The organism is Paenibacillus shunpengii, assembly GCF_042684905.1.
Classification (GTDB): Bacteria; Bacillota; Bacilli; order Paenibacillales; family Paenibacillaceae; genus Paenibacillus; species Paenibacillus shunpengii.
This window is the reverse complement of sequence record NZ_JBHUMJ010000005.1, coordinates 42,252-66,902: the sequence shown is the minus strand read 5'-3', so window position 1 is coordinate 66,902 and position 24,651 is coordinate 42,252. Positions and strand designations below refer to the sequence as shown.

At 46.6% G+C, this 24,651-nt stretch carries 23 protein-coding genes; all 23 read right to left on the bottom strand.

Features of this window, described 5'->3' with window-relative positions:
* Positions 1–546: 546 nt before the first annotated feature.
* Positions 547–1,884: a TrkH family potassium uptake protein gene (locus ACFSVM_RS19090; protein ID WP_090727874.1), complete on the bottom strand. Its 1,338-nt coding sequence runs from the start codon at positions 1,882–1,884 to the stop codon at positions 547–549.
* Positions 1,885–2,054: 170 nt separating this feature from the next.
* Positions 2,055–3,566: a lysine--tRNA ligase gene (gene lysS, locus ACFSVM_RS19085; RefSeq protein ID WP_379263930.1), complete on the bottom strand. Its 1,512-nt coding sequence runs from the start codon at positions 3,564–3,566 to the stop codon at positions 2,055–2,057.
* A 113-nt stretch (positions 3,567–3,679) separates the two neighbouring features.
* The gene (gene greA, locus ACFSVM_RS19080; RefSeq protein ID WP_379263928.1) at positions 3,680–4,156 is read right to left on the bottom strand and encodes a transcription elongation factor GreA; all 477 of its coding nucleotides are present in this window, start codon (positions 4,154–4,156) and stop codon (positions 3,680–3,682) included.
* A gap of 225 nt (positions 4,157–4,381) precedes the next feature.
* Entirely contained in the window at positions 4,382–5,413 is a 1,032-nt protein-coding gene (dusB, locus tag ACFSVM_RS19075; protein ID WP_379263926.1) for a tRNA dihydrouridine synthase DusB, read from the bottom strand.
* Between the two features lie 93 nt (positions 5,414–5,506).
* Positions 5,507–5,707 carry a helix-turn-helix domain-containing protein gene (locus tag ACFSVM_RS19070; RefSeq protein WP_379263924.1) on the bottom strand — a complete coding sequence of 67 codons (201 nt, stop codon included), beginning with the start codon at positions 5,705–5,707 and terminating at the stop codon, positions 5,507–5,509.
* Positions 5,659–6,204, bottom strand: a complete 546-nt coding sequence (gene folK / locus ACFSVM_RS19065; RefSeq protein WP_379263922.1) for a 2-amino-4-hydroxy-6-hydroxymethyldihydropteridine diphosphokinase — start codon at positions 6,202–6,204, stop codon at positions 5,659–5,661. The genes ACFSVM_RS19070 and folK overlap by 49 nt, the downstream gene beginning before the upstream one ends.
* Positions 6,205–6,210: 6 nt before the next feature.
* Entirely contained in the window at positions 6,211–6,579 is a 369-nt protein-coding gene (gene folB / locus ACFSVM_RS19060; protein ID WP_047914130.1) for a dihydroneopterin aldolase, read from the bottom strand.
* Complete coding sequence (folP, locus tag ACFSVM_RS19055) at positions 6,579–7,436, bottom strand: dihydropteroate synthase (protein WP_379263919.1); 858 nt, start codon at positions 7,434–7,436, stop codon at positions 6,579–6,581. Before folP ends, folB begins: the two co-directional genes overlap by 1 nt.
* Positions 7,423–8,328: an aminotransferase class IV gene (locus ACFSVM_RS19050; RefSeq protein ID WP_379263917.1), complete on the bottom strand. Its 906-nt coding sequence runs from the start codon at positions 8,326–8,328 to the stop codon at positions 7,423–7,425. Before ACFSVM_RS19050 ends, folP begins: the two co-directional genes overlap by 14 nt.
* A 1-nt stretch (position 8,329) precedes the next feature.
* Positions 8,330–8,905 carry an aminodeoxychorismate/anthranilate synthase component II gene (pabA, locus tag ACFSVM_RS19045; protein WP_379263915.1) on the bottom strand — a complete coding sequence of 192 codons (576 nt, stop codon included), beginning with the start codon at positions 8,903–8,905 and terminating at the stop codon, positions 8,330–8,332.
* 70 nt (positions 8,906–8,975) lie between these two features.
* Positions 8,976–10,547, bottom strand: coding sequence for an anthranilate synthase component I family protein (locus tag ACFSVM_RS19040; protein WP_379263913.1), 1,572 nt, complete (start codon positions 10,545–10,547; stop codon positions 8,976–8,978).
* Between the two features lie 235 nt (positions 10,548–10,782).
* Positions 10,783–11,721: a cysteine synthase A gene (gene cysK, locus ACFSVM_RS19035; RefSeq protein ID WP_047914135.1), complete on the bottom strand. Its 939-nt coding sequence runs from the start codon at positions 11,719–11,721 to the stop codon at positions 10,783–10,785.
* A 320-nt stretch (positions 11,722–12,041) separates the two neighbouring features.
* Complete coding sequence (locus ACFSVM_RS19030; protein ID WP_379263911.1) at positions 12,042–12,983, bottom strand: peptidyl-prolyl cis-trans isomerase; 942 nt, start codon at positions 12,981–12,983, stop codon at positions 12,042–12,044.
* 25 nt (positions 12,984–13,008) lie between these two features.
* Complete coding sequence (hslO, locus tag ACFSVM_RS19025) at positions 13,009–13,893, bottom strand: Hsp33 family molecular chaperone HslO (protein ID WP_076315629.1); 885 nt, start codon at positions 13,891–13,893, stop codon at positions 13,009–13,011.
* A 288-nt stretch (positions 13,894–14,181) separates the two neighbouring features.
* The gene (locus tag ACFSVM_RS19020; protein ID WP_379263909.1) at positions 14,182–14,949 is read right to left on the bottom strand and encodes a type III pantothenate kinase; all 768 of its coding nucleotides are present in this window, start codon (positions 14,947–14,949) and stop codon (positions 14,182–14,184) included.
* 6 nt (positions 14,950–14,955) lie between these two features.
* Complete coding sequence (gene nadC / locus ACFSVM_RS19015; RefSeq protein ID WP_379263907.1) at positions 14,956–15,819, bottom strand: carboxylating nicotinate-nucleotide diphosphorylase; 864 nt, start codon at positions 15,817–15,819, stop codon at positions 14,956–14,958.
* Complete coding sequence (nadB, locus tag ACFSVM_RS19010; protein ID WP_379263905.1) at positions 15,812–17,425, bottom strand: L-aspartate oxidase; 1,614 nt, start codon at positions 17,423–17,425, stop codon at positions 15,812–15,814. The genes nadC and nadB overlap by 8 nt, the downstream gene beginning before the upstream one ends.
* A 54-nt stretch (positions 17,426–17,479) precedes the next feature.
* Positions 17,480–18,418, bottom strand: coding sequence for a quinolinate synthase NadA (gene nadA / locus ACFSVM_RS19005; RefSeq protein ID WP_379263903.1), 939 nt, complete (start codon positions 18,416–18,418; stop codon positions 17,480–17,482).
* 301 nt (positions 18,419–18,719) lie between these two features.
* Entirely contained in the window at positions 18,720–20,774 is a 2,055-nt protein-coding gene (gene ftsH / locus ACFSVM_RS19000; RefSeq protein ID WP_379263901.1) for an ATP-dependent zinc metalloprotease FtsH, read from the bottom strand.
* Between the two features lie 98 nt (positions 20,775–20,872).
* A complete protein-coding gene (gene hpt, locus ACFSVM_RS18995) occupies positions 20,873–21,412 on the bottom strand; it encodes a hypoxanthine phosphoribosyltransferase (protein WP_090727856.1) in 540 nt (179 codons plus the stop codon).
* A gap of 65 nt (positions 21,413–21,477) precedes the next feature.
* Entirely contained in the window at positions 21,478–22,902 is a 1,425-nt protein-coding gene (tilS, locus tag ACFSVM_RS18990) for a tRNA lysidine(34) synthetase TilS (protein WP_379263899.1), read from the bottom strand.
* Positions 22,903–22,952: 50 nt separating this feature from the next.
* Positions 22,953–23,885: a serine/threonine protein kinase gene (locus tag ACFSVM_RS18985; RefSeq protein ID WP_379263934.1), complete on the bottom strand. Its 933-nt coding sequence runs from the start codon at positions 23,883–23,885 to the stop codon at positions 22,953–22,955.
* Positions 23,869–24,615 (bottom strand): hypothetical protein, encoded by a 747-nt coding sequence (locus ACFSVM_RS18980; protein ID WP_379263897.1) that lies wholly within the window; start codon positions 24,613–24,615, stop codon positions 23,869–23,871. Before ACFSVM_RS18980 ends, ACFSVM_RS18985 begins: the two co-directional genes overlap by 17 nt.
* Between the last annotated feature and the right edge of the window lie 36 nt (positions 24,616–24,651).

Sequence of the window (24,651 nt, the reverse complement as noted above, 5' to 3'; positions counted from 1 at the left end):
TCCTGAGCCAGGATCAAACTCTCCAAAAAAGAGAGCGATTAAGCTCAATTAGAAAAACTGACGAGAACGTAATGTTCTCTTTATTTTGCTCGGTTACCATACCGTCTGACGACTTGTACCATAACCTCGCGTTTAGAATTTCGAAGAATCGAAATTCTTTGCTCACTCGTTGTTCAGTTTTCAAAGATCAACTTCGTTGCCTTTCAACTCTCGTCGTCAGCAACTTTTATATCATATCATGTCCGGTTTATAAATGCAAGCTTTTTTTTAAAAGTTTTTTCAACTTCTGATCGAAGCTTACTTGCCATGTTCTTGTTTGAAACGGCTTATTTCTTGGCCGGAATTAGAATATACCATGTATATAAAACTTATGCAATACTTATTTTAAAAATTATATTCAATTTTCTGTTTTTTTATTTAGTAGCTCTTTTTATCCTTACAGATACAGATAGTTCTTTTCGAGTACGGTTCCATGCTTTTCAGCCGTCTTTAGATTTAATACTAAAAAAGAAGAGCCGCTGCTTATACTAGCAACAGCTCCTCTTCCTAACCAATAATAATACGCCCTTCAGGATGACGATAAAGATTCTTTGTCTTCTTAGGCCGTACTGCATATGCAATGGTAAGCGGACCGATACGACCTATGAACATGGTTACGGTAATAATTAGTTTTCCCCATACGGTCAGCTCTGGTGTAAGACCAACGGACAACCCTACTGTACCAATCGCCGATGCGGCTTCGAACATAACGGATAGGAATGGTGCATCTTCTGTTGTAAGCAGCAGCATAACGACCACCATAAAAATACCTAACGTGATAATAATGATCGTCATTGCTCTCATCACCAGACCCTGAGGTATGCGATGTCTGAAGAACACGATATCTTTTTGACCACGAACCATGGCTATAATGGCGCCCATCATAATGAAGAAGGTTGTGGTCTTGATACCGCCGCCCGTCGAGCCTGGGGAAGCACCGATAAACATAAGCAGAATGAAGAAAAACTGTGTGGCTGAACGCAGTTCCGTCATATCTATTGTACTTGTCCCAGAAGAACGGGTAGAGACGGACTGGAAGAATGACGCATACAGCTTATGAGCAAAGTCCAATGATCCCAGCGTCTTTGTATTGGTAAACTCGAATATAAATAGGACAAGTGCACCTATGCCAATAAGAAATCCCGATATAGACAACACCATTTTTGAATGTAGGGACAATGAACGCTTCTTCGGAAACTCGAACAAGTCATTAAGGACGACAAAGCCCAGACCACCGGAAATGACAAGTACAGAAGCAACTACATTAAAGAGCCAGTCTCCTGTGTAATTCATAAAGCTGTTTCCGAACAAATCAAACCCACCATTGTTAAACAATGATACGGAATGAAATACACCATAATAAAAAGCCTGGCCGAACGGCATCTCTACTGCCCAGCGAATCGTAAAAATGATTGCAGCAACACCTTCAATAGAAAAAGAGAAGATCAGCACTTTGCGTATAATACGTACGACCCCTTCCATCGTATCCGCATTAATCGCTTCTTTTAGTAGCAATCGGTCTTTTAAAGATAATCTACGGCCGAATAGAAGGGCAATTAGTGTGGCAATGGTCATAAAGCCCAAACCGCCCAGCTGCATTAGCACCATAATGACGATCTCGCCGAATAAAGTGAAGGTGGTACCCACATCCACAACAATGAGACCCGTTACACAGGCTGCTGATGTCGCTGTAAACAGCGCATCCACAAAATTGAGGGCCTGTCCGTTCTCATTGGCAATAGGCAGCATTAGCAGAATCGTGCCCACGGCTATGATCGCAAGAATCCCGGCAACGAGTATAAATGGCGGGGAAGCAAATTTTTTAGTTATCCCTGTCTTTTTCAAAACGGATCTCGCCTTTCTTGCCGCAGCATGCTTATCATGACTTAATAAAAGAGGAACAACTTAAGCCGTATTCGCTCGGTTGTTCCTCTGACTGTTGTACTTCAATTAAATATGAATTGGCCGTTGCGGGATCGAAGCAGTAACTACCGTTCGCCCTCAGCTAATGTCAATTAATCCAATGCACGCGGACGCATATGTGGGAAGAGCAGCACATCCCGAATAGACGGCGCATTCGCTAGCAGCATAACAAGGCGGTCAATACCGATGCCAAGTCCTCCTGTAGGCGGCATACCGTACTCCAAGGCACGGATAAAGTCATCATCCATCTCATGAGCTTCATCGTTGCCTTGCTCTTTTTCTAATAGCTGTGCTTCAAAGCGCTGACGTTGATCAATCGGATCATTCAGCTCGCTGAAAGCATTCGCATGCTCACGCGCTACGATAAACAGCTCGAAGCGATCGGTAAAGCGTGGATCCTCTTCGTTCTTCTTCGCAAGCGGAGAGATTTCCACAGGATGTCCGTATACAAAAGTCGGCTGAATCAATGTCTCTTCCACAAATTCTTCGAAGAATGCGTTAAGAATATGGCCAAATGTCATATGAGGCTCTACCGGAACCTTATGCTCTTTTGCCAGCTGATGTGCTTCTTCGTTCGTCATTTGCACACCGAAGTCTACTCCCTTCACTTCCTTCACGGCATCCACCATGGATACACGGCGCCATTTCGGAGTGAGGTCTACTTCATGTCCTTGATAGTTAATCTTTTGCGTACCCAGTACTTCTTGGGCAATATGTGCGATCATGTTCTCTGTAAGCTCCATGATATCCTGATAATCAGCATAAGCTTCATACAGCTCAATCATTGTGAACTCTGGGTTGTGACGTGTGGATACACCTTCGTTCCGATAAACACGGCCGATCTCGTATACTTTTTCCATACCGCCCACAATGAGTCGTTTCAAATGAAGCTCAATTGCGATACGCATATACAGCTCCATATCCAGGGCATTATGATGCGTGATGAATGGACGCGCTGCCGCTCCGCCTGCAATGGCATGAAGGGTTGGTGTTTCCACTTCCAAGTATCCAAGGGAATCCAGGTAACGACGCATGGATTGAATGATTCTTGAACGTGTAATGAACGTTTGCTGTACATCTTGATTCATAATGAGGTCTACATAACGCTGGCGATAGCGCAGTTCTACATCTTTAAGACCCTGATACTTGTCCGGAAGCGGATATAGCGACTTCGAGAGAACATCAAGCTCTGTAACTTTAATCGACGTTTCACCTGTTTTGGTCTTGAAGACAACGCCTTTGACACCAATAATATCACCAAGATCAAGGATGGTGAATGCATCCCACTGTGTCTCGGAAACCGTGTCTTTGCGTACATAGATTTGAATTCGGCCGCTCAGGTCCTGGATATGTGCGAAGCTCGCCTTACCCATGGTCCGTTTGGCCATAATCCGGCCTGCTACCGTTACTTCTACGTTCTTCTCATCCAGCTCTTCTTTTGTAAGATCATTATATTGAGCCAAAATGGCTCCTGCTTCGCTGTTGCGAACATATTTCTTGCCAAATGGATCGATGCCCAGACCACGAAGCTCGTCCAATTTTGCACGTCTGATCTGAAGAAGCTCGCTCAATTCTACTTCCGGGTTCATTGTTTCATCCGTCATTGCCTTGCTCAACTCCCTTATTTGTTATGTATGCGTTTATAAGAAACGCACGCCGATACTGAAAAAAAGCTTCCCCAAGGGAAGCTTCTGATCCTTATCCCGAAAACATGGTATTACTTCTTGATATCCACGATTTTATACTGGATGACGCCCGCTGGTACGTTAACATCAACAACGGTTCCCTTTTTCTTGCCAAGGATCGCCTTGCCCACCGGACTTTCATTCGAGATTTTATTCTGCAGCGGATTGGATTCCGCAGTTCCGACAATCGTATATTCAACAACATCGCCGTATTCGAGATCTTCAACCGAAACGGTTGCTCCAATACCTACAGTATCTGTGTCGATTTCGTCACTGTTGATAATACGCGCATTACGAAGCATTTTCTCCAAAGTAATAACACGACCCTCAATGAAGGCTTGTTCATTCTTGGCATCTTCGTACTCGGAGTTCTCGCTAATATCGCCGTATCCGATTGCTACTTTGATCCGTTCGGCAACTTCGCGGCGCTTAACGGATTTGAGGTTCTCAAGTTCATCTTCCAGCTTCTTGAGCCCTTCCTGTGTAAGAATGACTTCTTTATCGCTCATCTCAACCGATTCTCCTGTCATGGGAATAATGTAAAACCATTTCAATTACCTGTAAAAACAATATGCAAATCTTCAGAAAACAGAACACCTTGTTCTCTTGATGTAAAGTTTCATTAAAAAGCTTCTTGCCGAATTTATACCAAAAAATTATAGGGTAACGGTATTCAAAAGTCAATGTCGCCCCCTAGAGATTGTTGGAAACAAATATAAAAAATGAAAAGTTTATTAACAAGCGCAGTCTGCACTAACCACTTCTGCCTCCATGGCCTTCTCATTCTCGTCGTTTTGAGGCAGCTGCTCGAGGAAATTCGTCAGGACGGATACCATTTCGTCGCGTTTTGTCCCTTCCATAATTGCATCTTTAATACGAGCAGAGCCTTTCAGCCCCTTCAGGTACCATGACAGATGCTTACGCATCTCGCGGACAGCGACATGCTCCCCTTTGAGCGCTATAAGGCGGTCCATATGCAAAATGGCAATACGGATCTTTTCCTCCGGGTCAGGATCCGGGGGAAGAACGCCTTTCTCAAGATATTCAATCGTCCGGTACAGCATCCAAGGATTCCCGAGTGCAGCACGACCAATCATGACGCCATCTACACCGGATTCCTCCAGTCTGCGTTTGGCCTCCTCAGGTGAGGAGATGTCCCCGTTACCGATAATCGGAATGGATACCGATTCCTTAACTTCCTTTATAATGTCCCAGTCTGCATATCCGGTATACAACTGCTCTCTCGTTCTGCCGTGTAGCGCAATGGCCTTGCCTCCCGCGCTCTCCACAGCACGCGCATTCTCCACAGCGTATACATGATCATGGTCCCAGCCGATCCGCATCTTAACCGTTACCGGCTTTGCGACAGCATCCACAACCGCAGATACCATCTCATAGATTTTATTTGGATCGAGCAGCCATTTGGCTCCGGCATCGCTTTTGTTGATTTTTGGAGCAGGACAGCCCATATTGATGTCAATAATGTCAGCGTTTGTCTCTTGATCAACGACCTTCGCTGCACCGACCAACGAATCACGGTCTCCACCAAAAATCTGCAGGCTAAGCGGCTTTTCCCGTTCATCAACAAACAGCATTTCCCGTGTCCGCTTATTTCCACTCAGTATTCCTTTGTCACTAACCATCTCCGCACATACGAGTCCTGCGCCAAATTCTTTGGCAATCAAACGAAACGCCGGGTTACTTACTCCAGCCATCGGCGCAAGCACAACCTGGTTCTTCATTTCAATATCTGCTATTTTCAGCATGAAACGAACCCCCTTTCTTCCTATTGTTCTAGAATGGTTATATTTATTGAATTTGAAACATCCATTACGTTAATTTATTCAAAAAAAGGATGGCTACCTCTGAAGCTCCGCAATCGTAATCTCCAGCGCTTCAGCAATGACTGCAAGCTGTTCATCCGTCGGCTTACGTGTACCCCGTTCGAACATCCCCAGCATCGCGAGAGAAATCCCCGATTGTTCTGCTAAAGTCTGCTGCGTAAAGCCTTTTAATTTTCGGAAAGCGCGGATGCGTCTGGCCAGTTGCATGTTTTCCACCGCTGTATTCCATCCCTTTCATCCAGTCTCTCAAGAGCTGTTTGTACAAAAGTATATATAGGGCCTGATTGCGAGCTCACTACATCTGACAAAGGTACCAACACAAAAGCACGCTCTGCCATTCGAGGATGCGGTAGAATAAGTTGTTCCGTATTCATCTCTACGCCTTCGTACCACAACAAATCAAGATCCACAGTTCTCGGTCCCCATCTAATATCCCGAATCCGTCCGAGACGGTGCTCGATATCCAGCATGAGGACAAGCAGCTCGTCCGGTGGCAGTGAGGTCTCTACAGTAATCGCCATATTAATAAAGGAAGGCTGGTCCACGTACCCGACAGGTTCTGTCTCGTATAGATCGGAGCATCTGAGCACCTTCACCTGATCCTGCTGATCCAGCAGCTGAATGGCAGACAGCAGTGTGGCTTCCCGATCACCCAAATTAGCCCCTAAAGCAATATAAGCCTCTGACGGATCAGAGGTCTGGTGTGCGTTCATGAATCGTTATCCCACTTTCCTAGTGCGATGAAGTTCTATAGTTACTCCTCCAAAATGAATGTCAAACGGAGGATGCGGCTTCGTTACTTTGACAATAAGCGCATTGACATTAGTATAAGTCGCAAGGAGCGAAGATGCAATATTTTCGCCTAAAGCTTCAATTAATTGGAACGACTGATTCTCAACAATATCCTTTACCTGTGCATGGATCTCCGCATAATTGATCGTTTTATTCAGATCATCCGTGCTTCCTGCCTCCTGCAGATCAAGATCCAGCTCAAGATCAATATAGAAGCGCTGACCCAGCTTGCGCTCTTCTTCAAAAACTCCATGATATCCGAAATATTCCATCCGGTGCAGCTTCATTTTATCCATTACTTCATCTCCTTCATCGTTTGATACAGCATAGCGTCACACATATCAACCGTCCGTTTGATCTTGGCTACATCATGTACACGTACCATTTGCGAGCCTTGGGCAATACCGAAGGCAACTGTCGCAGCTGTCCCCTCCACCAGATCGTCTACAGGGAGGTTCAATGTATTTCGGATAAATCTTTTGCGTGAGGTTGCAAGCAATACTGGATAACCTAGATTCGCCAGATCGCCAAGGGACGCCATCATGAGCAGATTTTGTTCGTACGATTTGGCAAAACCAATTCCCGGATCCAAAATGATATTGTTCTTATCTACTCCGGCTGTCAACGCCAAACCAATGCTCTCCTGTACATCTTGAAGGGCATCACTTACAAAATCACCATAATCCGTGTTATCCCGGTTATGCATTAATATAATAGGACAGTCCATTTCTTTTGCCAGCTCCGCCATATGCGGATCCGCCTTGCAGCCCCAAATATCATTGATAATATGAGCTCCTGCTTCTAATGCAGCTCGTGCCACTCCTGACTTGTATGTATCAATGGAAATTGGAATGTGAGGTGCACGCTCTGAGATCGCCTTAATTACAGGCACAACGCGCGCAATTTCCTCCTCGTCGCTGATCACCGTATGACCCGGACGTGTAGATTCGCCGCCGATGTCTATCATGTCTGCTCCCTGCTCATATAGCTCCAGTGCATGGGTTACCGCGCGCTCTACCTCGTAGAACTGACCGCCATCGGAGAAGGAATCCGGCGTTACATTAACTATGCCCATAATGAGTGTTCTTTCGCCAAGGGTAAGCTTCATTTCACTCTTTTGATAAGTGCGCTTATAAATTCTAGGTTGTAGCATCTCTCCGACCTGCCTTTATTCGATATAGATGTAACAGCTCTCTCGTAATCGGACCCATTCGTCCTTGTGATATCTCCACCGCTGAACTTCCACCTGTCGGCACATCCAGGATTGTAGTGATGGGGACTAATTCCTGAATAGAGCTGCTCATAAAAATTTCGTCCGCCTCCCTCAGCGCCTCCCAGGTGTATAGCCCCTCAGCAGCTGGGATCTTCTGTTCTTTACACACTTCAAGCACAACTTCTCTTGTTATGCCCGGTAAAATACCTGTCGATAATTCTGGGGTGAACACCATCTCATCCTTCACAAAAAAGAGATTACTGACCATCCCTTCAGCCAAAGATCCTTCGGGTGTCAGCATCAGCCCTTCTGCTTGCCGCTGAACAGCCTGCTCATACTGCATAAGCTCCCGCTTCGCCAAAATATTATTCATGTAATGCAGCGATTTAAATCGAACCTGTCCCTCAGGGGTATTTCGTCTCGTTCGCAGCAGCTGAAGAGCCTTGCCCTTCTCATACCATTCGTCAGACATGGCAGGTAGTGCTTTGGCAAATACAATATGATTCGGCTCAGAATAATTGTCAGATGGAAGTCCGAGCAGCTCCGCTCCTGCAGAGACAGTATACCGAATATAAGCTTCCTCCAGCCCATTCGCAGCAAGCAGTTTGACAATCCATCGCTCAAGCTTTTCCGAATCAGCTGTAAAAGGTATGCCCAGCTCAGCACAGCCTGCAGCCATTCGCTCCAAATGACGTCCCAGGTTAGAGGGCTTACCTTGATATGTACGCAAGGTCTCAAACAAGCCGATGCCATACAAGAAGCCGTGATCCATTACAGGAATCGCGGCTTGTTTCAATTCGGTCAGCTGACCGTTCATCATTGTATATTTCATCTTAAGCCTGCTTCTTTATCTTCAGGAAATTACGCAGCATCTGATGCCCATAATCCGTAACGATGGATTCAGGATGGAACTGGACACCTTCAATGGGATACTCTTTATGTCTTAGACCCATGATCTCGCCCTCTTCTGTCTCTGCTGTGATCTCCAAGCAGTCTGGCAGACTCTCACGCTCCACCAGGAGGGAGTGATATCTCGTTGCCGTAAATGGTACCGGCAGGCCTTCAAAGACCGATTGCCCACCATGAAGAATCGGAGACGTTTTGCCATGCATTAGTCTCTCTGCTCTAATCACGTTCCCACCAAATGCTTGGCCAATCGCCTGATGACCCAGACATACGCCAAAGATCGGAATCTTTCCTTTAAAATGTGTCAGCACATCCAGACTGATTCCCGCCTCATTCGGTGTGCAGGGTCCGGGAGAAATCAATATATGATCGGGCGCAAGCGCCTCTATTCCTTCCAGGTCTATCTCGTCATTACGACGAACCTCAATTTCCTCACCTAGCTCACCTAAATACTGTACGAGGTTATACGTAAAAGAATCGTAATTATCAATAACTAGAATCATAGTCTAATTAACCTCCTCTAATCTCTTCTCAACTAAGCATTTGTAGATTAAATGCGACTCTCCTATACTCTTAACTCGTATGCATAGAAGCAGCCTCTTCACTGTATTGTACAGCCTTCATCACGGCGCGTGCTTTATTCTTCGATTCCCGGTACTCCCGATAAGGATCGGAATCAATCACAATTCCTGCCCCGGCCTGAATGTAACCTATCCCATCTCTTACCGTCAAGGTCCTGATAACGATGTTCAGCTCCATATCTCCATGGTAGCCAATCCAGCCGATCGAACCAGTATAGGGCCCTCGTCTGACAGGCTCCAGCTCCTCTATGATCTCCATCGTTCGAACCTTGGGAGCGCCGGTAATCGTTCCTCCTGGAAAGGCGGCTGCAATGACATCGAAAGCATTTTTCCCGTCCGCAATCGTTCCTTCGACTTGAGATACGAGATGCATGACATGGGAGTAATACTCAATCGTCATTAATTCAGGGACCCTTACCGAACCGTACTGCGCAACACGTCCGATATCGTTTCTTTCTAAGTCAACAAGCATGATATGCTCAGCCCGCTCCTTCTCGGTATGCAGCAGCTCGTTTGCCATCTGCTCATCTTCTTCGGGTGTCTTTCCTCTTCGTCTCGTGCCTGCAATCGGCCTTGCTACCACTTGTCCATGATCAAGCTTGACTAGGAGCTCCGGAGAACCGCTCACCAGCTCGAATTCTGGAGTACGTACATACCCCATATACGGAGATGGATTAAGCACACGCAGCCACTCATATACATCCTCCGGGGAGGTGTGAAGCTCCTTTTGCTGACGTAGAGACAGATTCACCTGAAATACATCGCCTTGACTGATATAATCCTGGACTTTGCGTACCGCCTGCTCGAATGCCTCCTGGGCAAAGGAGGACTCCCAGTCTGTCGTAACGTCAATAGATGCATCTCCCTGCTGCGACGCCAGCTTCATCCGATCTAACCGCTGCTCCAGCTCAGTCCTGTATTTTAAGCCACTTGCCGCTTCAATTATCTTCTCAGCTCTTACCATCATTCGTTCAGCCTGGAGTTCGGCTTGTTGAAATTGCTCTTCAAGAGAAAGCTCCGCCTGTTTAAGTACATAAACGGCACTGAAGAGCATCTTGCTCTCGTGATCGATCATCCACACTTCATCAAACCGCATCCACATATAATCAGGGAGCTCGGGATCGTCCTTCGCTATTACAGGCAGCTTCTCAAGCGAGCGAGCTATGTCATAACTCAAGTAGCCGACAATGCCACCAGAGAAAGGCGGTATCCCTTCAACACGCGGAGCAGTATAAGGACTCAGCCACTCCTCAAGTATGGACAGAGGATCTCCCTCCAGAGGATTAGACAGCTCTGCTTCGGCTGTATCCGTAAGCTCCTCTGTCTGTGCCCTATTCCCCTTGCCTGTAATAACAGATACAGGATTAAGGCCCAGATACGTATACCTTCCGTCTTTGCCGCTCTCTAATACAAAAGCATATGGAGAAGCCTGTTCCCAAGCGGGCTTCCATGAGCCAACTCTGTCGTCTCCAGGAAATGGCTTGCAGATAACATAAGGAAGTACAGTCCAATCGCCCTTGCTCCAGGCCTGCCAGTGTTCATATGTCGTTATTACTTTATTCATGTAAATCTATATCCCCCAGCCGCCTGATCTATTGTTTGTAAGTATACTAGAGCGTGCTGCTTTTTGGAAAGAGCCGCATTGCACCATTCTTAAATTTCAGAGCATCCATAAAGAGGATGGAAATAAAAAAAGACTGCAGGCAAACTCAATTAAGCAGTTTGTCTACAGTCTGCCTCATCTCTTAGGATGACCTAAGAAGTGAGTAAACTTGCATGATTCAAAGTTCGGATTACGATTAGCCTTCGAAGTTGTACAGCGGTGTGCTCAAGTAACGCTCACCATTACTTGGTACGATGGCAACTACACGCTTGCCAGCTCCAAGCTGCTTAGCTACTTGAAGAGCTGCGCGAATGGCTGCACCAGAGGAGATTCCCGCAAGAATACCCTCTTCTTTAGCTACTTGGCGTGCCGTTTCAAAGGCATCATCGTTCTCAATATGAACGATTTCATCATAGATGTCCCGATTCAAAATTTCTGGAATAAAGTTAGCACCAATTCCTTGAATCTTGTGAGGTCCAGGTGTTCCTCCAGCAAGAATTGGAGATGCTGCAGGCTCAACAGCTACGATCTTGATGTCCGGGTACTCTTGCTTCAGCACTTCGCCAGCACCTGTAATCGTTCCGCCAGTACCAATTCCTGCAACGAATGCGTCCAGTGTTCCGCCGATGGAGCCAATGGCTTCCACAATCTCAGGTCCTGTCGTTTCACGGTGAATCTTCACGTTCGCTTGGTTCTTGAACTGTTCTGCCATGAAGTAGTTCGGATTCTCTTGAACGATCTCTTCTGCTTTCTTAACAGCACCGTTCATTCCTTCTGACCCTGGTGTCAGTACAAGCTCTGCACCATATGCGCGAAGCAGATTGCGGCGCTCCAAGCTCATTGTTTCAGGCATAACAATAATAACACGGTAGCCTTTTGCTGCTGCTACCATTGCGAGGCCAATACCTGTGTTGCCGCTTGTTGCTTCAACAATAGCATCACCTGGTTTAATGCGCCCTTGCTTCTCAGCCTCTTCTACCATGCTGATGGCGATACGGTCTTTAACGCTGGCACCCGGGTTCTGGTACTCGAGCTTAACATAAATTTCTGCGCTTCCCTCAGGCACGACGCGATTTAGACGCACAAGGGGTGTGTCTCCGATCAGTTCAGTAACGTTGTTAACAACTTTAGCCATGATTATTGACCTCCTTGAGATAGATGAAATATGAAAAAATGCTGCTGCTTCTTGGTTGTTAAATTCATTCGGGCAGGCACGCTTTAGTACAAGGTTAATCTTAAATAGCGTGTCATGAGTCCGAATTTATAAAGAATTCATACAAGATTGATAAAAATCATTTATATTCCGAGTAAATCAGTAGGTATTTCAAAGTTAATCTTATCAACCTTAGCTGCACTTGTCAATATTGCTCAAAAAAAATACTTTGACTTGGGCCTTTAGCCGGTTGTCAAAGTATTTTATAACCAGATTAGTGTCTTTACTAAACTAAGCTTAGACTAGGATGCCTTATCCAGCTCTACCAGAATCTCAGCTCCATGTTTATCCCGAAGCGACTTCTCCACTTCAGAGAGCGGCCCTGCTTCATTAAGCGCGAGCATCCGCCGAATATCCTCCATTGCCTGCTTACGAGTCATCGCGTTCTCTTCGTTAATATCGTTAAGCCGGATAATAATATAAGCGTCATCTATGAGAATAGAACCGGCAGCCTCACCAATGTCAAGTTCCCTGGCAACCGCCATCATCGCCTCAGGCTGAAAAGGATCATCCTCATCAATCAGTCCAAGCCTGCCATTCGTATCCTTGCTGTATTCATCCGTCGACAGCTCCTGAGCCAGCGCTTCAAAGCTCTCTCCCTGCTCCAGTCGTGACATGACCTGCTCCGCAGTCTCTGCATCATTCACTTGAATCATGGAGAGGTCGAGCTGTCTGCTTGGGGTATAGCTGTCCAAATGCTCTTGATAGTACTGCTCAACTTCTGTTTCACTGACTTCGATACCAGCAGTAGCGATTTTCTCGAGCAGAATGTGATAGGTAGCCTCTGCCTTAAGGTCATCTATACTAAGACCGAATTGAGTGAACATCTCCTTGTAGTAAGCTTCCTCTGAGGTGTAGCCTTCCATTGTCTCCTCCAGTTCAGCCTCGACCTCTGCTTCGGTTATCGTTAAACCCTTCTCCTTGGCTTCTTCCAACACCGCACGACGATTCAGCATCTCAGTAAGCATGTTCTTCCCGTATCTTGCCTTGAGCAAGTTCACCCATTCTTCCTCTGAAACATCCTGTCCGGCAATCCGGGCTACAGTCTCCTCCTGATCCTGCGTCTGAGAATCGGCTTCGTCAGAAGCCGTGTTCAATCCCTGAAGGATGAAAGTACCCATCATTACAACTGAAGCGGTCAAGACAACAACGGTTACCCACAGTCCTTTTTCCTGTTTCCTCATCCCATCTCATCTACCCCATAATGGATTAGCTTTTGGCTTGCTCAAGTATCGCTTCCAGGTCCTCTTTCTCAAATTGATAAGCTTCATTGCAGAAGTGACATACAACCTCTGCCTTGCCTTCCTCGATCAAGTTTGTCAGTTCTTCTTCTCCCAAGGAAATCAGTGTCTGCTCAACGCGCTCACGAGAGCACTGACATTTGAACTCAATATCCATTTGATCCCGAATTTCCACATCCGGTAAGATCCGGCGCAGCATATCCTCTACTTCTAGTCCCTGCTCAAGCAGAGTGGTTACAGGAGGCAGCGAACCAAGGGAATTCTCAATCTCTGTGATCTCGTTATCGTTTAACCCCGGCAGCAGCTGGATAATAAAACCGCCCGCAACAATGACCGAGTTATCTGTATCAACAAGCACACCCAGACCCACTGCAGACGGCGTTTGCTCTGAAGTTGCGAAATAATACGTAAAGTCTTCGGCAAGCTCGCCGGAAACAATCGGGATACTTCCCCGGTAAGGCTCCTTCAAACCAAGATCCTTGATTACATGAATGTAGCCTGTAGTACCGACCGCTCCGGCCACATCGAGTTTGCCCATACTGTTGCTCGGCAAGTGAATATGAGGTTCATTTACGTAGCCGCGAACCTCTCCCTTCGCATTCGCATCAGCGACGATCTGCCCGACAGGGCCTTCACCCTTAACTTGCACTGTTAGCTTTTCTTCTCCCTTGAGCATAGCACCCATCATTGCCGCAGCAGTTACTGTGCGTCCCAAAGCTGCCGTTACGACCGGAAAAGTATCATGTCTTCTGCGAAGCTCTTCAACCAGTTGGGTTGTGCTCACCGCAAAAGCGCGTACACGTCCTCCTAATGCCGTTCCACGTACTAGATAGTCCTTCTTGTTGTTGTCCATGGCTGTATAAATGCCTCCTTAATATTAGATATATCCTAAAAAAGATTGACTCAGATTGTGCAAATCCCGAAAGCTGCAACGCCTATAACTTCTATAATCTAGATTTGACGATGACTATTGTCTCACAAGACAGGCAGCCAGTTCTTGGCTGCCCTGTATGTTTATCATGCAACGACGTCAATTCAATCATGCTTCGTTATTTCTTTATTGTAATCGAAAAAGATAATGGAATAAAGGCAGCCAAGCTCTTGCCTCCTTCCATTATCTTTTTATAGAGAACAGGTATAATTATCCCTTGTTTCTTTCATATATAATTCGAAGCCCTTCCAGGGTGAGCATGGGTTTTACCTCTTCGATCGTTCTGGTCTCACTTGCGATCAGCTCTGCCAGTCCGCCTGTTGCAATGACCTTGGGTTCAGCCTTCATCTCGTCCTTGATGCGCTCCACGATTCCATCCACTTGTCCGGCATAGCCGAATATAATTCCGGCCTGCATTGCATGAACGGTGTTGCGCCCAATCACTTTCTTGGGCTTCTCCAGTTCAATCCGGGGCAGCTTGGATGCACGCTGATATAGCGCCTCTGTAGAGATTCCAATTCCCGGGACGATGGCCCCTCCCAAATAGTTGCCCTCTGCATCAATACAATCAAAGGTAGTCGCTGTACCAAAATCAACAACAACCAATGGACATTGATAACGATCTATAGCCGCTACCGCGTTTACGATACGATCTGCACCGACCTCTCGCGGGTTCTCGTAGCGGAGATTAAGTCCTGTCTTAATACCCGGTCCTACCAGCAGCGGTTTTTTGCCTACATATTTGATGCACATCTCCTCCAGCACGTTCACGAGCGGCGGGACAACAGAAGAGATAATCACGCCTTCTATATCGGAAGCAGATATACCTGACATCTGAAACAAGTTATGGATCATGACTCCATACTCATCTACAGTCGACTGTCTGGAAGTACTAATGCGAAAATGGTGAAGAAGCTCCTTCTTCTTGTAAATACCAAGTACAATATTGCTGTTTCCTACATCTACGACAAGAATCAAAGAGGATTATCCTCCTTTCTTTTCATTCAGATCTAAACTGATATCAAGGCTTTCAAAAGAGTAGGTTAGTCTGCCGACTGATATAATATCCACTCCCGTCTCAGCAATACCACGAATTGTAGCAAGCGAAACATTGCCCGAAGCTTCTATTTTAACATGAGGTGACCGTCTGTGGATACGCTGAGTTGCTTCACGCATCATCATGAGGTCCATATTGTCCAGCATAATGATGTCAGCGCCAGCTTCCAGGGCTTCGTCCAGTTGTTCAAGCGACTCGACCTCGACCTCGATCGTCATGGTGTGGGGGATAGCAGCTCTGGCACGCTGAACAGCCTCAGTAATCCCGCCTGCTCCTTTGATGTGATTATCTTTGATCATAACCGCATCGTAAAGTCCAAACCGATGATTATGGCCGCCGCCGACCCGGACAGCATATTTCTCAAGCAAACGATGACCCGGTGTTGTTTTCCGCGTATCGACGAGCCTTGTGTTAAGACCCTCCAGAGCATCCACATAGCTACGTGTTCTTGTCGCAATTCCGGACATCCTTTGCAGCAAATTCAGAGCCAGGCGTTCTCCCGTCAGAAGACGGTGTGTGCTTCCTTCCACTTCTGCGAGGATCGTTCCCTTAGTCACCACATCGCCATCCTGGACACAAGCCGTAAACTTGAGCTCTGGGTCTACAATTTGAAATACAAGCTCAGCGACTGTAATTCCTGCAATGATACCTTCATCCTTGGCGTGAATGACAGCTTTGGACTTATGTCCTGCCGGGATTGTCGTCAAGGAAGTAACGTCACCTGCACCCACATCCTCCTGCAGCCAGCCTTTAATTGATTCCTTCAATACTTCATTATATCCATTAAGCATGACTTACTTCCTCCACAATGTCCCGATCCCGCTGCTGAACCGTATGCATCTGCCAGCGATGATCATTTCTTACGGGATAATCCTCGCGATAATGGGCTCCACGGCTTTCCTTCCGGTATAAGGCGCCCTCTGTAACCAGCAGTGCACAGGTCAGCAAATTTGCGAATTCGTATTCTTCCTGCTTATCAAGCTTGGTATTAAAAATAGAGCGTTCCTGCTCCAGTAGAATTTTACCCTTCAACAATCCCGATTCGGTTCGGCGCAGCCCTACTTGTCTGACCATTACCTTCTGCAGAGCCAGCCTTCGTACATGTACAGATTCCATAGCACCTGCGGTAAGCTCACGATGAACGCGAAGTCCAGAGATATGGTGCTTGGTGTCAGGCAGCTGTCTGATTCTATCTACAATACGCTTGCCAAATACGATAGCCTCAGACAAGGAATTACTCGCCAGTCGATTAGCTCCATGCACCCCGGTTGAGGATACTTCACCGCATGCGAACAGTCGAGGGATGCTGCTCTCTCCGTGCAGGTCCGTCTTTACACCGCCCATCATATAGTGAGCCGCTGGGGCTACAGGAATCCAGTCTATTGTCATATCAAGACCATAGCTCATACAGGTCTCATAGATTGTTGGAAAACGGCGCTTAATGAGCTCTGGCGTCTCATGAGTAATGTCCAGATAGACATGTGTCGCATGAGTGTCCTCCATCTCACTGACGATGGCACGAGCAACCACATCTCTCGGTGCAAGCTCCAGCTGAGGGTGATACCGTTCCATGAACCGATTCCCATGAATATTCCGCAGCACGGCCCCTTCTCCTCGTACAGCCTCTGAGATCAGAAATCTAGGCGCCTCGGGATAACATAATGATGTCGGGTGGAACTGGATAAACTCCATATCCCGAATCTCAGCTCCTGCCCGGTAGGCCATAGCTACACCGTCTGCAGTAGCCACCTCAGGGTTCGTTGTATAACGATACAACTGCCCTGCTCCACCAGAACAGAGAACAACGGCATCTGCTCGCACAAAAGTACGCTGACCATTCGCAGCCTGGACAAGCGCACCAATACATTCACCATCTTCTGTGATTAGATCGATTACAAAATGCTCATCCCATACGTTAATTGACGGATGATCTGCTGCTTCTTTAGCCAGGGCTCTTACGATTTCATACCCTGTTGCATCCCCATTGGCATGTAATATCCGGCGATGGCTGTGTGCCCCTTCCTGTGTTAGTGCAAGTTCGCCGTTCTCAATATCAAATGCCGTCCCCAGCTGAATGAGCTCCTGAACCCGGTCCGGTCCTTCACTAACCAGTACCTCCACCGCTTCGCTGCGGCACAATCCTGCTCCTGCTGTTAATGTATCCTGCATATGATAAAGGGGTGAGTCATCCTCGGCCGTCACGGCTGCAATGCCTCCTTGCGCGTACCTTGTATTGCTCTCAAGGAGTGTTTTCTTCGTAATCATAAGAACCTGATGATCTCTGCTCGCTTCAATTGCTGTGTAAAGTCCGGCAATACCTGAGCCAATAATCAGAATATCGGTTTCGATTCGAGGCAATTCATTCAAATTGAAATTAACCAAGTAAGAAGGAATCATCGTCTGCTATCTCCCGTCTCTTCATAAAAGGTAGACTGCTGAAAACATAGTGAATTATTTCACCTGCAACATACGCTCAAGGGACAAACGAGCACGATCAGCCACATCCTGCGGCACATAAATTTCAGGCTTCATGGTTTCAAGTGCCTTGGCCAGCTTCTTGAGATTGTTCACCTTCATGTTCGGGCAGACCAAGAACTTCGTTGCAAAGTGGAATTCCTTATCCGGACTATCGACTCGAAGCTGATATCCTGTTCCGTCCTCCGTGCCTACAATAAATTCTTTACATACCGAATCTCTGCAATATTCCAAAATAGCTGTCGTACTTCCCACAAAATCACCCATCTCAACGACCTCTGGGCGGCATTCTGGGTGAACAACAAACTCTGCATTCGGATATTTGGCACGCATTTCAACGACATCTTTTACGGTAAGCATATCATGAGTATTGCAATAGCCTTCCCAGATAATCATCTTCTTGTCTGTATGCTGCTGTACATAATGGCCCAGATTTTTATCAGGAACCCATATAATTTCTTCTGCATCCAAGGATTGAATGACTTTAACTGCATTGGAAGAAGTACAGCATATATCTGTCTCTGCCTTAATCTCGGCCGAGGAGTTTATATATGTAACCACCTTCGCATTCGGATGCTGTGCTTTTAGCTTGCGCAATCCATCCACATTCACCATGTCAGCCATGGGACAGCCGGCTCTTTCATCGGGAATAATGACTTTCTTGTCCGGTGCCAGAATCTTCGCGCTCTCTCCCATGAAGTGAACACCGCAGAACACAATAACATCGGCATCGGTCTGTGCTGCCTTCTGAGCAAGCAGGAATGAATCACCCCGAAAGTCAGCTACCTCCTGAATCTCATCACGTTGATAATAATGTGCCAAAATAATTGCATTGCGCTCTTTCTTTAACACCTTAATACGTTCCTTCAGTTCACGATTCATTTCTGCCTTACGCTCTAATGCTAATGCTTCCACTTGAAGACCCTCTCCCTTATATAAGCAATAGATTAAAAACCGCTTTCACCTTTGTGATGCCATCGCTTGTTATTCGATTCACAAAGTACGACATACGAATACCATCGGTGGATCAATTTCATTCTCACTTGAATTTCTGAGTCCATGAAGCTGATTCAGGTTTACACCTAATTTACAGAAGGTTCCTCTATGTGTCAATTCACAAAATTGTCGCAAATTAAGGGGCATTGTCCATGTTAAATCAAAAAAACCGGAGAACGCTCCTGCGTTCTCCGGTTTAATCTCTTTTATGACTCATTCATTACGTCGTTGGTTTGTTATGATCTGGTGAATTCGCATCCCCAGACTCTGGATTAGATGATGATGTGTCAGGCTCTGTCTGACTCGGACCATCATTGGAAACATCACCAGGCTGAGATCCGTTGTTCTCTTTACCTTGAATGCGAACACGCACATCACCGACATTGTCGATGACAGGCTCGCCGCTCTCAGAAGAACCTCCAGATGAATCAGAACCATTGTCTGTAATGGCACCTTTCTCAATCAACTGCTTAATATCTTCAAGATCAAGGGTTTCTCTCTCAAGAAGAGTTTCAGCAATCAGGTGCACTTCCTTAGAATACTTGTTCAGCAATTCTTTAGCTTGATCATAGCATTCTGTAATCATGCGTCTCATCTCTTGGTCTATTTCATGTGCAATCGCATCACTATAGTTAGGCTCGTGTCCAAAATCGCGTCCCAAGAAGACTTGTCCTTGAGAGTTGCCAAATTGAAGAGGTCCGAGCTTCTCACTCATACCATATTCCATAACCATGCTGCGTACAATGCCTGTCGCTTGTTGGAAGTCACTGTATGCACCGGTTCCGATTTCACCGATAAAGATTTCTTCGGCAGCACGTCCGCCGAGCAAACCAGTAATACGGTCAAGCAGCTCTGGCTTCGTTGCAAGCATACGATCTTCTTTAGGCATCATGATAACATATCCGCCTGCACGTCCACGTGGGACAATCGTTACTTTATGAACCATATCGGCATGCTCCAAGAAATATCCGACAATCGTATGGCCTGCTTCGTGATAAGCGACAATGCGCTTCTCGCGATCGCTGACTACACGGCTCTTCTTCTCTGTACCGACAATGACACGGTCAATCGCTTCATCCATCTCACGCATGGAGATGTCTTTACGATTACGTCTTGCAGCCAGAAGGGCTGCTTCATTCAGCAGGTTCTCCAGGTCTGCACCGGTAAACCCAGTAGTACGCTTCGCAATTACATCCATCTTAACGTCTTTCGTAAGTGGTTTGTTGCGCGCATGTACTTTCAGAACTGCCTCACGGCCTTTAACGTCCGGACGGTCTACCGTGATTTGACGGTCAAAACGTCCTGGGCGGAGAAGGGCTGGGTCAAGAATGTCTTGACGGTTCGTCGCAGCAATAATGATAATACCTTCATTTGCACCGAAGCCGTCCATTTCAACGAGCAACTGGTTGAGCGTTTGCTCACGCTCGTCATGACCGCCGCCGAGTCCGGCGCCGCGCTGACGACCTACCGCATCAATCTCGTCAATGAAGATGATACATGGAGCATTCTTTTTCGCATTCTCAAACAAGTCACGTACACGGGATGCACCGACACCGACGAACATTTCGACGAAGTCAGAACCCGAAATACTGAAGAACGGTACGCCTGCTTCTCCTGCAACTGCACGAGCAAGGAGCGTCTTACCTGTTCCCGGAGGTCCGTTAAGCAGAACCCCTTTTGGAATTCTTGCGCCAACTGCCGCAAATTTACGAGGATCCTTCAAGAACTCCACGACTTCGACAAGCTCCTGCTTCTCTTCGTCAGCTCCTGCGACATCCTCAAAAGTAACCTTCTTCTTCTCTTCGTTATACAGACGTGCACGGCTCTTGCCAAAGTTCATTACTTTGCCGCCGCCGCCCTGTGCCTGATTGAACAGAAAGAAGAATAGAACAAACATTAAAATAAGAGGTATAAACGATGTTAGCAGTGTCAGCCAAATGCTGTCACCCTTCATCGGTTGTTGCTCAAGTTCAAAGCCATTGGTCTCGCTGGCCTCTACGATTTCCTGTACAGCAGTCTCAGTGTAAGGGATATACGTAATGAAATTCTCTGGTTCGCCTTCAGCTACTTCATTATATTGACCTGTTACACGATATGTGTAACCGTCAAATTGGAGGCTCAGATTCTTTACGTTGTTAGCGGATAACTCCTGCCGAAACTGATTGTATTTAGGGGTATCAGCCGCTTCATTTCCACCATTAATTACCTGGTAGATACCGACCACTACTAAAAATAAAATTAAATAAAAGCCAGAATTCCGGATGAACCGATTCATCCCCTACCTCCTCTCAAGACACTTAAGTTATTTTAACATAGCCATTCTGCCCTTCTCAACAAAGGGAGGAACGTTATCCTTACTCAATGGCTGGGATATCAGCTAGTGTAAATTTCCGGTTTCAAAATCCCGATGTAGGGGAGGTTCCGGTATTTCTCTGCATAATCCAAACCGTATCCGACTACAAATGCATCAGGCAGCACAAATCCTGTGTAGTCCGCCTCCAGATCGACTTTCCGGCCTGAAGGTTTATCAAACAAGGTTACCACTGTCGTTGACTTGGCTCCTCTGCGCTGCAGAAGATCAATTAGGTGAGTGAGTGTAAGACCGCTGTCAATGATATCCTCCACAATGAGGACGTCACGGTTCTCAACGCTTGCGTCTAGATCTTTAATGATTTTGACAACGCCTGACGACTTGGTCGAAGCACCATAGCTTGAGACAGCCATAAAGTCCATTTCGACTGGAACAGTAATGTTCTTCACCAAATCAGCCATAAATATAAACGCGCCTTTAAGTACACAAATGACTAAAGGATTGCGATCTGCATATTCCTTGCTCAGGATTTCTCCCAATTCCTTAATCTTGCTCTGAAGCTCTTCTTCACTAATCAATACTTCTTGAATATCGTTCTGCAACGTCGCGAACCTCCTAAGTTATACTATGAAAGTCTTACCTGCACCATTACTGTCACTCGGGCCCACTAAAGTTCCTCCACCAGCATTCGAATGATGGACGTAGAATCTTCACTTACCGGGAAATGAATCGAGCGACGTACGCCCGGAATCCAGATGATGTTTCCGGCACCATCGCATATTACGGGAATACGAGAACGCAGGGACGGAGGAATTTTGGCATCTATAAAAATATCTTTAACCTTTTTGCTTCCGTTTAATCCCATCACTTTCATGGTATCTCCAGGCAATCGCGAACGAATCGTAAGCGGCCATATGAATGTATTCGCATCAAACAGCGCTTCACTAGCAGAAACCGGCCTGGACCAACTGTCCAGACAGGATAAATGAAGTCTTGTGCCAATCTCAGTAAGATCCAATTGAGCGTCTCCATCCAAGAAATCCAACTGGTAATTATAATGCTCTAATACAGAAGACCTCTGGGTAGAAAAAATGATATGATCATATTCCCGAATGCAAACAATTCCTTGGCCTATATCGTGGCTCCACGTTGTGGGCTCATGCTGAACCGCACCTCTGCGAATGGTTTCAATCCTCGAAAAATCAACAAAATCATCGTTCGAAGGCAGATAATTTAATATTAATTTAATCAACCTCCGTTGTAAAGCGACATGTAGCTCCTTGAAATCAGTCACTTTAAAGGACAGGCTGCCCTCTGAATTTCGAACCATTTCGGAATACGTCTGCCGGGAGATGGTATCCATATAATCATCTTCAACACTCATGACCTCAGCCAAGCGATTCAGTGACTCTGTAAACTGACCATTATATTGCCCCAAAAAAGGAAGTACATCCAGTCTAATCGCATTTCTTCTGTACTTCGTACTCATATTGCTGCTGTCAACAACATAGGGCAAATCGTATTGTTCACAATGATGAACCAAGTCCGTCTTGTTAATACGTAAGCAAGGGCGGATAAGTTCCACGTTTTTTTCAAAACGTTTAATTTTTATTCCGGTGAGTCCTGAAGGACCGCTCCCCCTCAGCAAATGAAGCAGGACCGTCTCCGCCTGATCATCGGCGTGATGAGCCAAAGCAATACTATCCGCATCATACTTGGCAGCTATCTGATGAAGAAACGCATACCGCTTCTCGCGTGAAGCATCCTGTGCGTTCCTTCCACTGTCTTCGACATACTGCGGTATATTTACCCTTGTCATCTCGAACGGAATCAATAGAGACTCGGCGAATTCCCTCACGATCTCTGCTTCCTGGTCAGACTCAGCCCGAAAGCCATGATGAACATGAGCACAGATCAGTGTAAGCGGTGTGTGGTATTTCGAAATTTGGTGCAGGATATGTAAAAGAGCCACAGAATCCGCTCCTCCGGATACTGCGACCACGATCCGGTAACCCGGCTGCCATAAACCAAAAGCCTCTGCCGTTTCTAGCACCTGAAGTGCTGTCTTGCTCAGCTTGTTGCGTCCTTCCATGCTGCTCCTTCTTTCTATAAATCAAGGTTAGCCTATGTACCTCTAAACCATCAGCGGAACAGGAACATAATCGCTCCAGCCATGATTAGAGCAGATAATGCAAACGACGGAATTAACCATCTAGGAGCGGGCTCAGATCTGGACTCTCTTTGCCGTTTAACCGGTCCATACACGTGCTTCTTCCAATGTAGAAATGCGATCTCCGCATTTTCAAATTTTCCTTGAACCGCTTGTGCCAGCCAGCCTTTATATGGAGAGAGCCTCTCGCTGCGCTGAATCAATGCAGTCAGTGGACCCATTCCCCTTAATTGGGGGAGGCCTTCTCCGGCAAGCCGCTGTAATTCATCTCCCTCCAAGAGATGAATGAGCAGGAGTGCAAAGGAAAATACATCATATTCAGGATCTGCCACACGGCTTCCCGCGTTCCAGTATCCTCTATCATACCATTCTGTAAACTGCTTGGCACTGCGCCCGACAGGACTTACTCCGCCGTAATCAATGAGCTCAACTTCCCCATACCGGGTGACGAGTACATTTTGCGGCTTTAGATCACAGAATATATAGCCCAGGCGATGCAGCTCGGCCAGCTTCTTCAGCAGCCTAAGACCCGTGATCGTAATCCAGTCCGAGCCATGCTTCTGAATAAAATGGTGAATAGGTTCACCTCGAACATACTTCATCACGTAGAAAGGAATATCGATACCATTAGTCCGGTAATCATCGACTTCCTTAAGATAGGAAGCGGACTTATGTCCAGCTTGCGAATACCGACTTTCGAGCGATGTCAGGACATTAATTTCTGACTGCAAGTCTACTCCATTAAAGCCCATCTTCAACGCATACCGGCCTCCACCCGGTTCACGCTGAACCAAATAAACGATCCCGTTTGCTCCCTTACCCAGCGTTCTCAGGATAACATACTTGCCCTGTTTCCATTTGCCGGTTACCACCGTTCCAGGAGAAAAATCAGGATCCAGCGGCATAGTCACCCAGCATCCCTTCTTTAGTCCCTTGATCATAAGATATAAGCTCGTGTTCGTTTAGTGTACCATAACGGTAGTAATCCATCACCTTTAATATTGCGGGTCCTGTAGGGGTGGCTCCCCTCATCTGGAGTCTGTTAAACATCGAGCGAAGGGCATGAACATCGTTCGTCCATGGGATATCATTGACAGCATCCTCGCCTCCATGCTTTCCCGGAAAATGAAATACAGAGATTTGACTCATGCCTTCACGCGCTTGAAGGCTCAGCATTAAATCCCGGATTCCTTCCTCAACAGCAGGAAGCTTGGGCTTCATGCTCGCACTTGCATCAATTAAGAGCGCGACCTGCAAGGGAGTCGTTTCACTCAAGTTGTCCATTACCTTCACAACCTCCGCGCGCTGATGCGGTGGTAGCTCCGTTAATGTCCCCTTGCCTAAAATTTGCTTCAGCTCTTTATTAACCGCCATCTCAATCGTCTGAACCACGGTTTTGCGTGTCATCATCTGCATCGTTTTGGCCAAATGAGGCGTACCGACGATACGGCTGATCCCCCCGCCTGCCTTCGCGATCTCATCGATCTCCTGACATCCCAGCTCTCCAATGGTCCCGTAATCCACTACACCGACCACATTGACGGTAATGCCCTCCTCCAAGGCATGCGCCGCTGCAAGAATCGGACTTGATCCAACATTCGAACATCCATCTGTAATCAGCAAAATCTGCTTCATCCTTCATTCCCCTTTCAAATCAACTGGATCATTCCT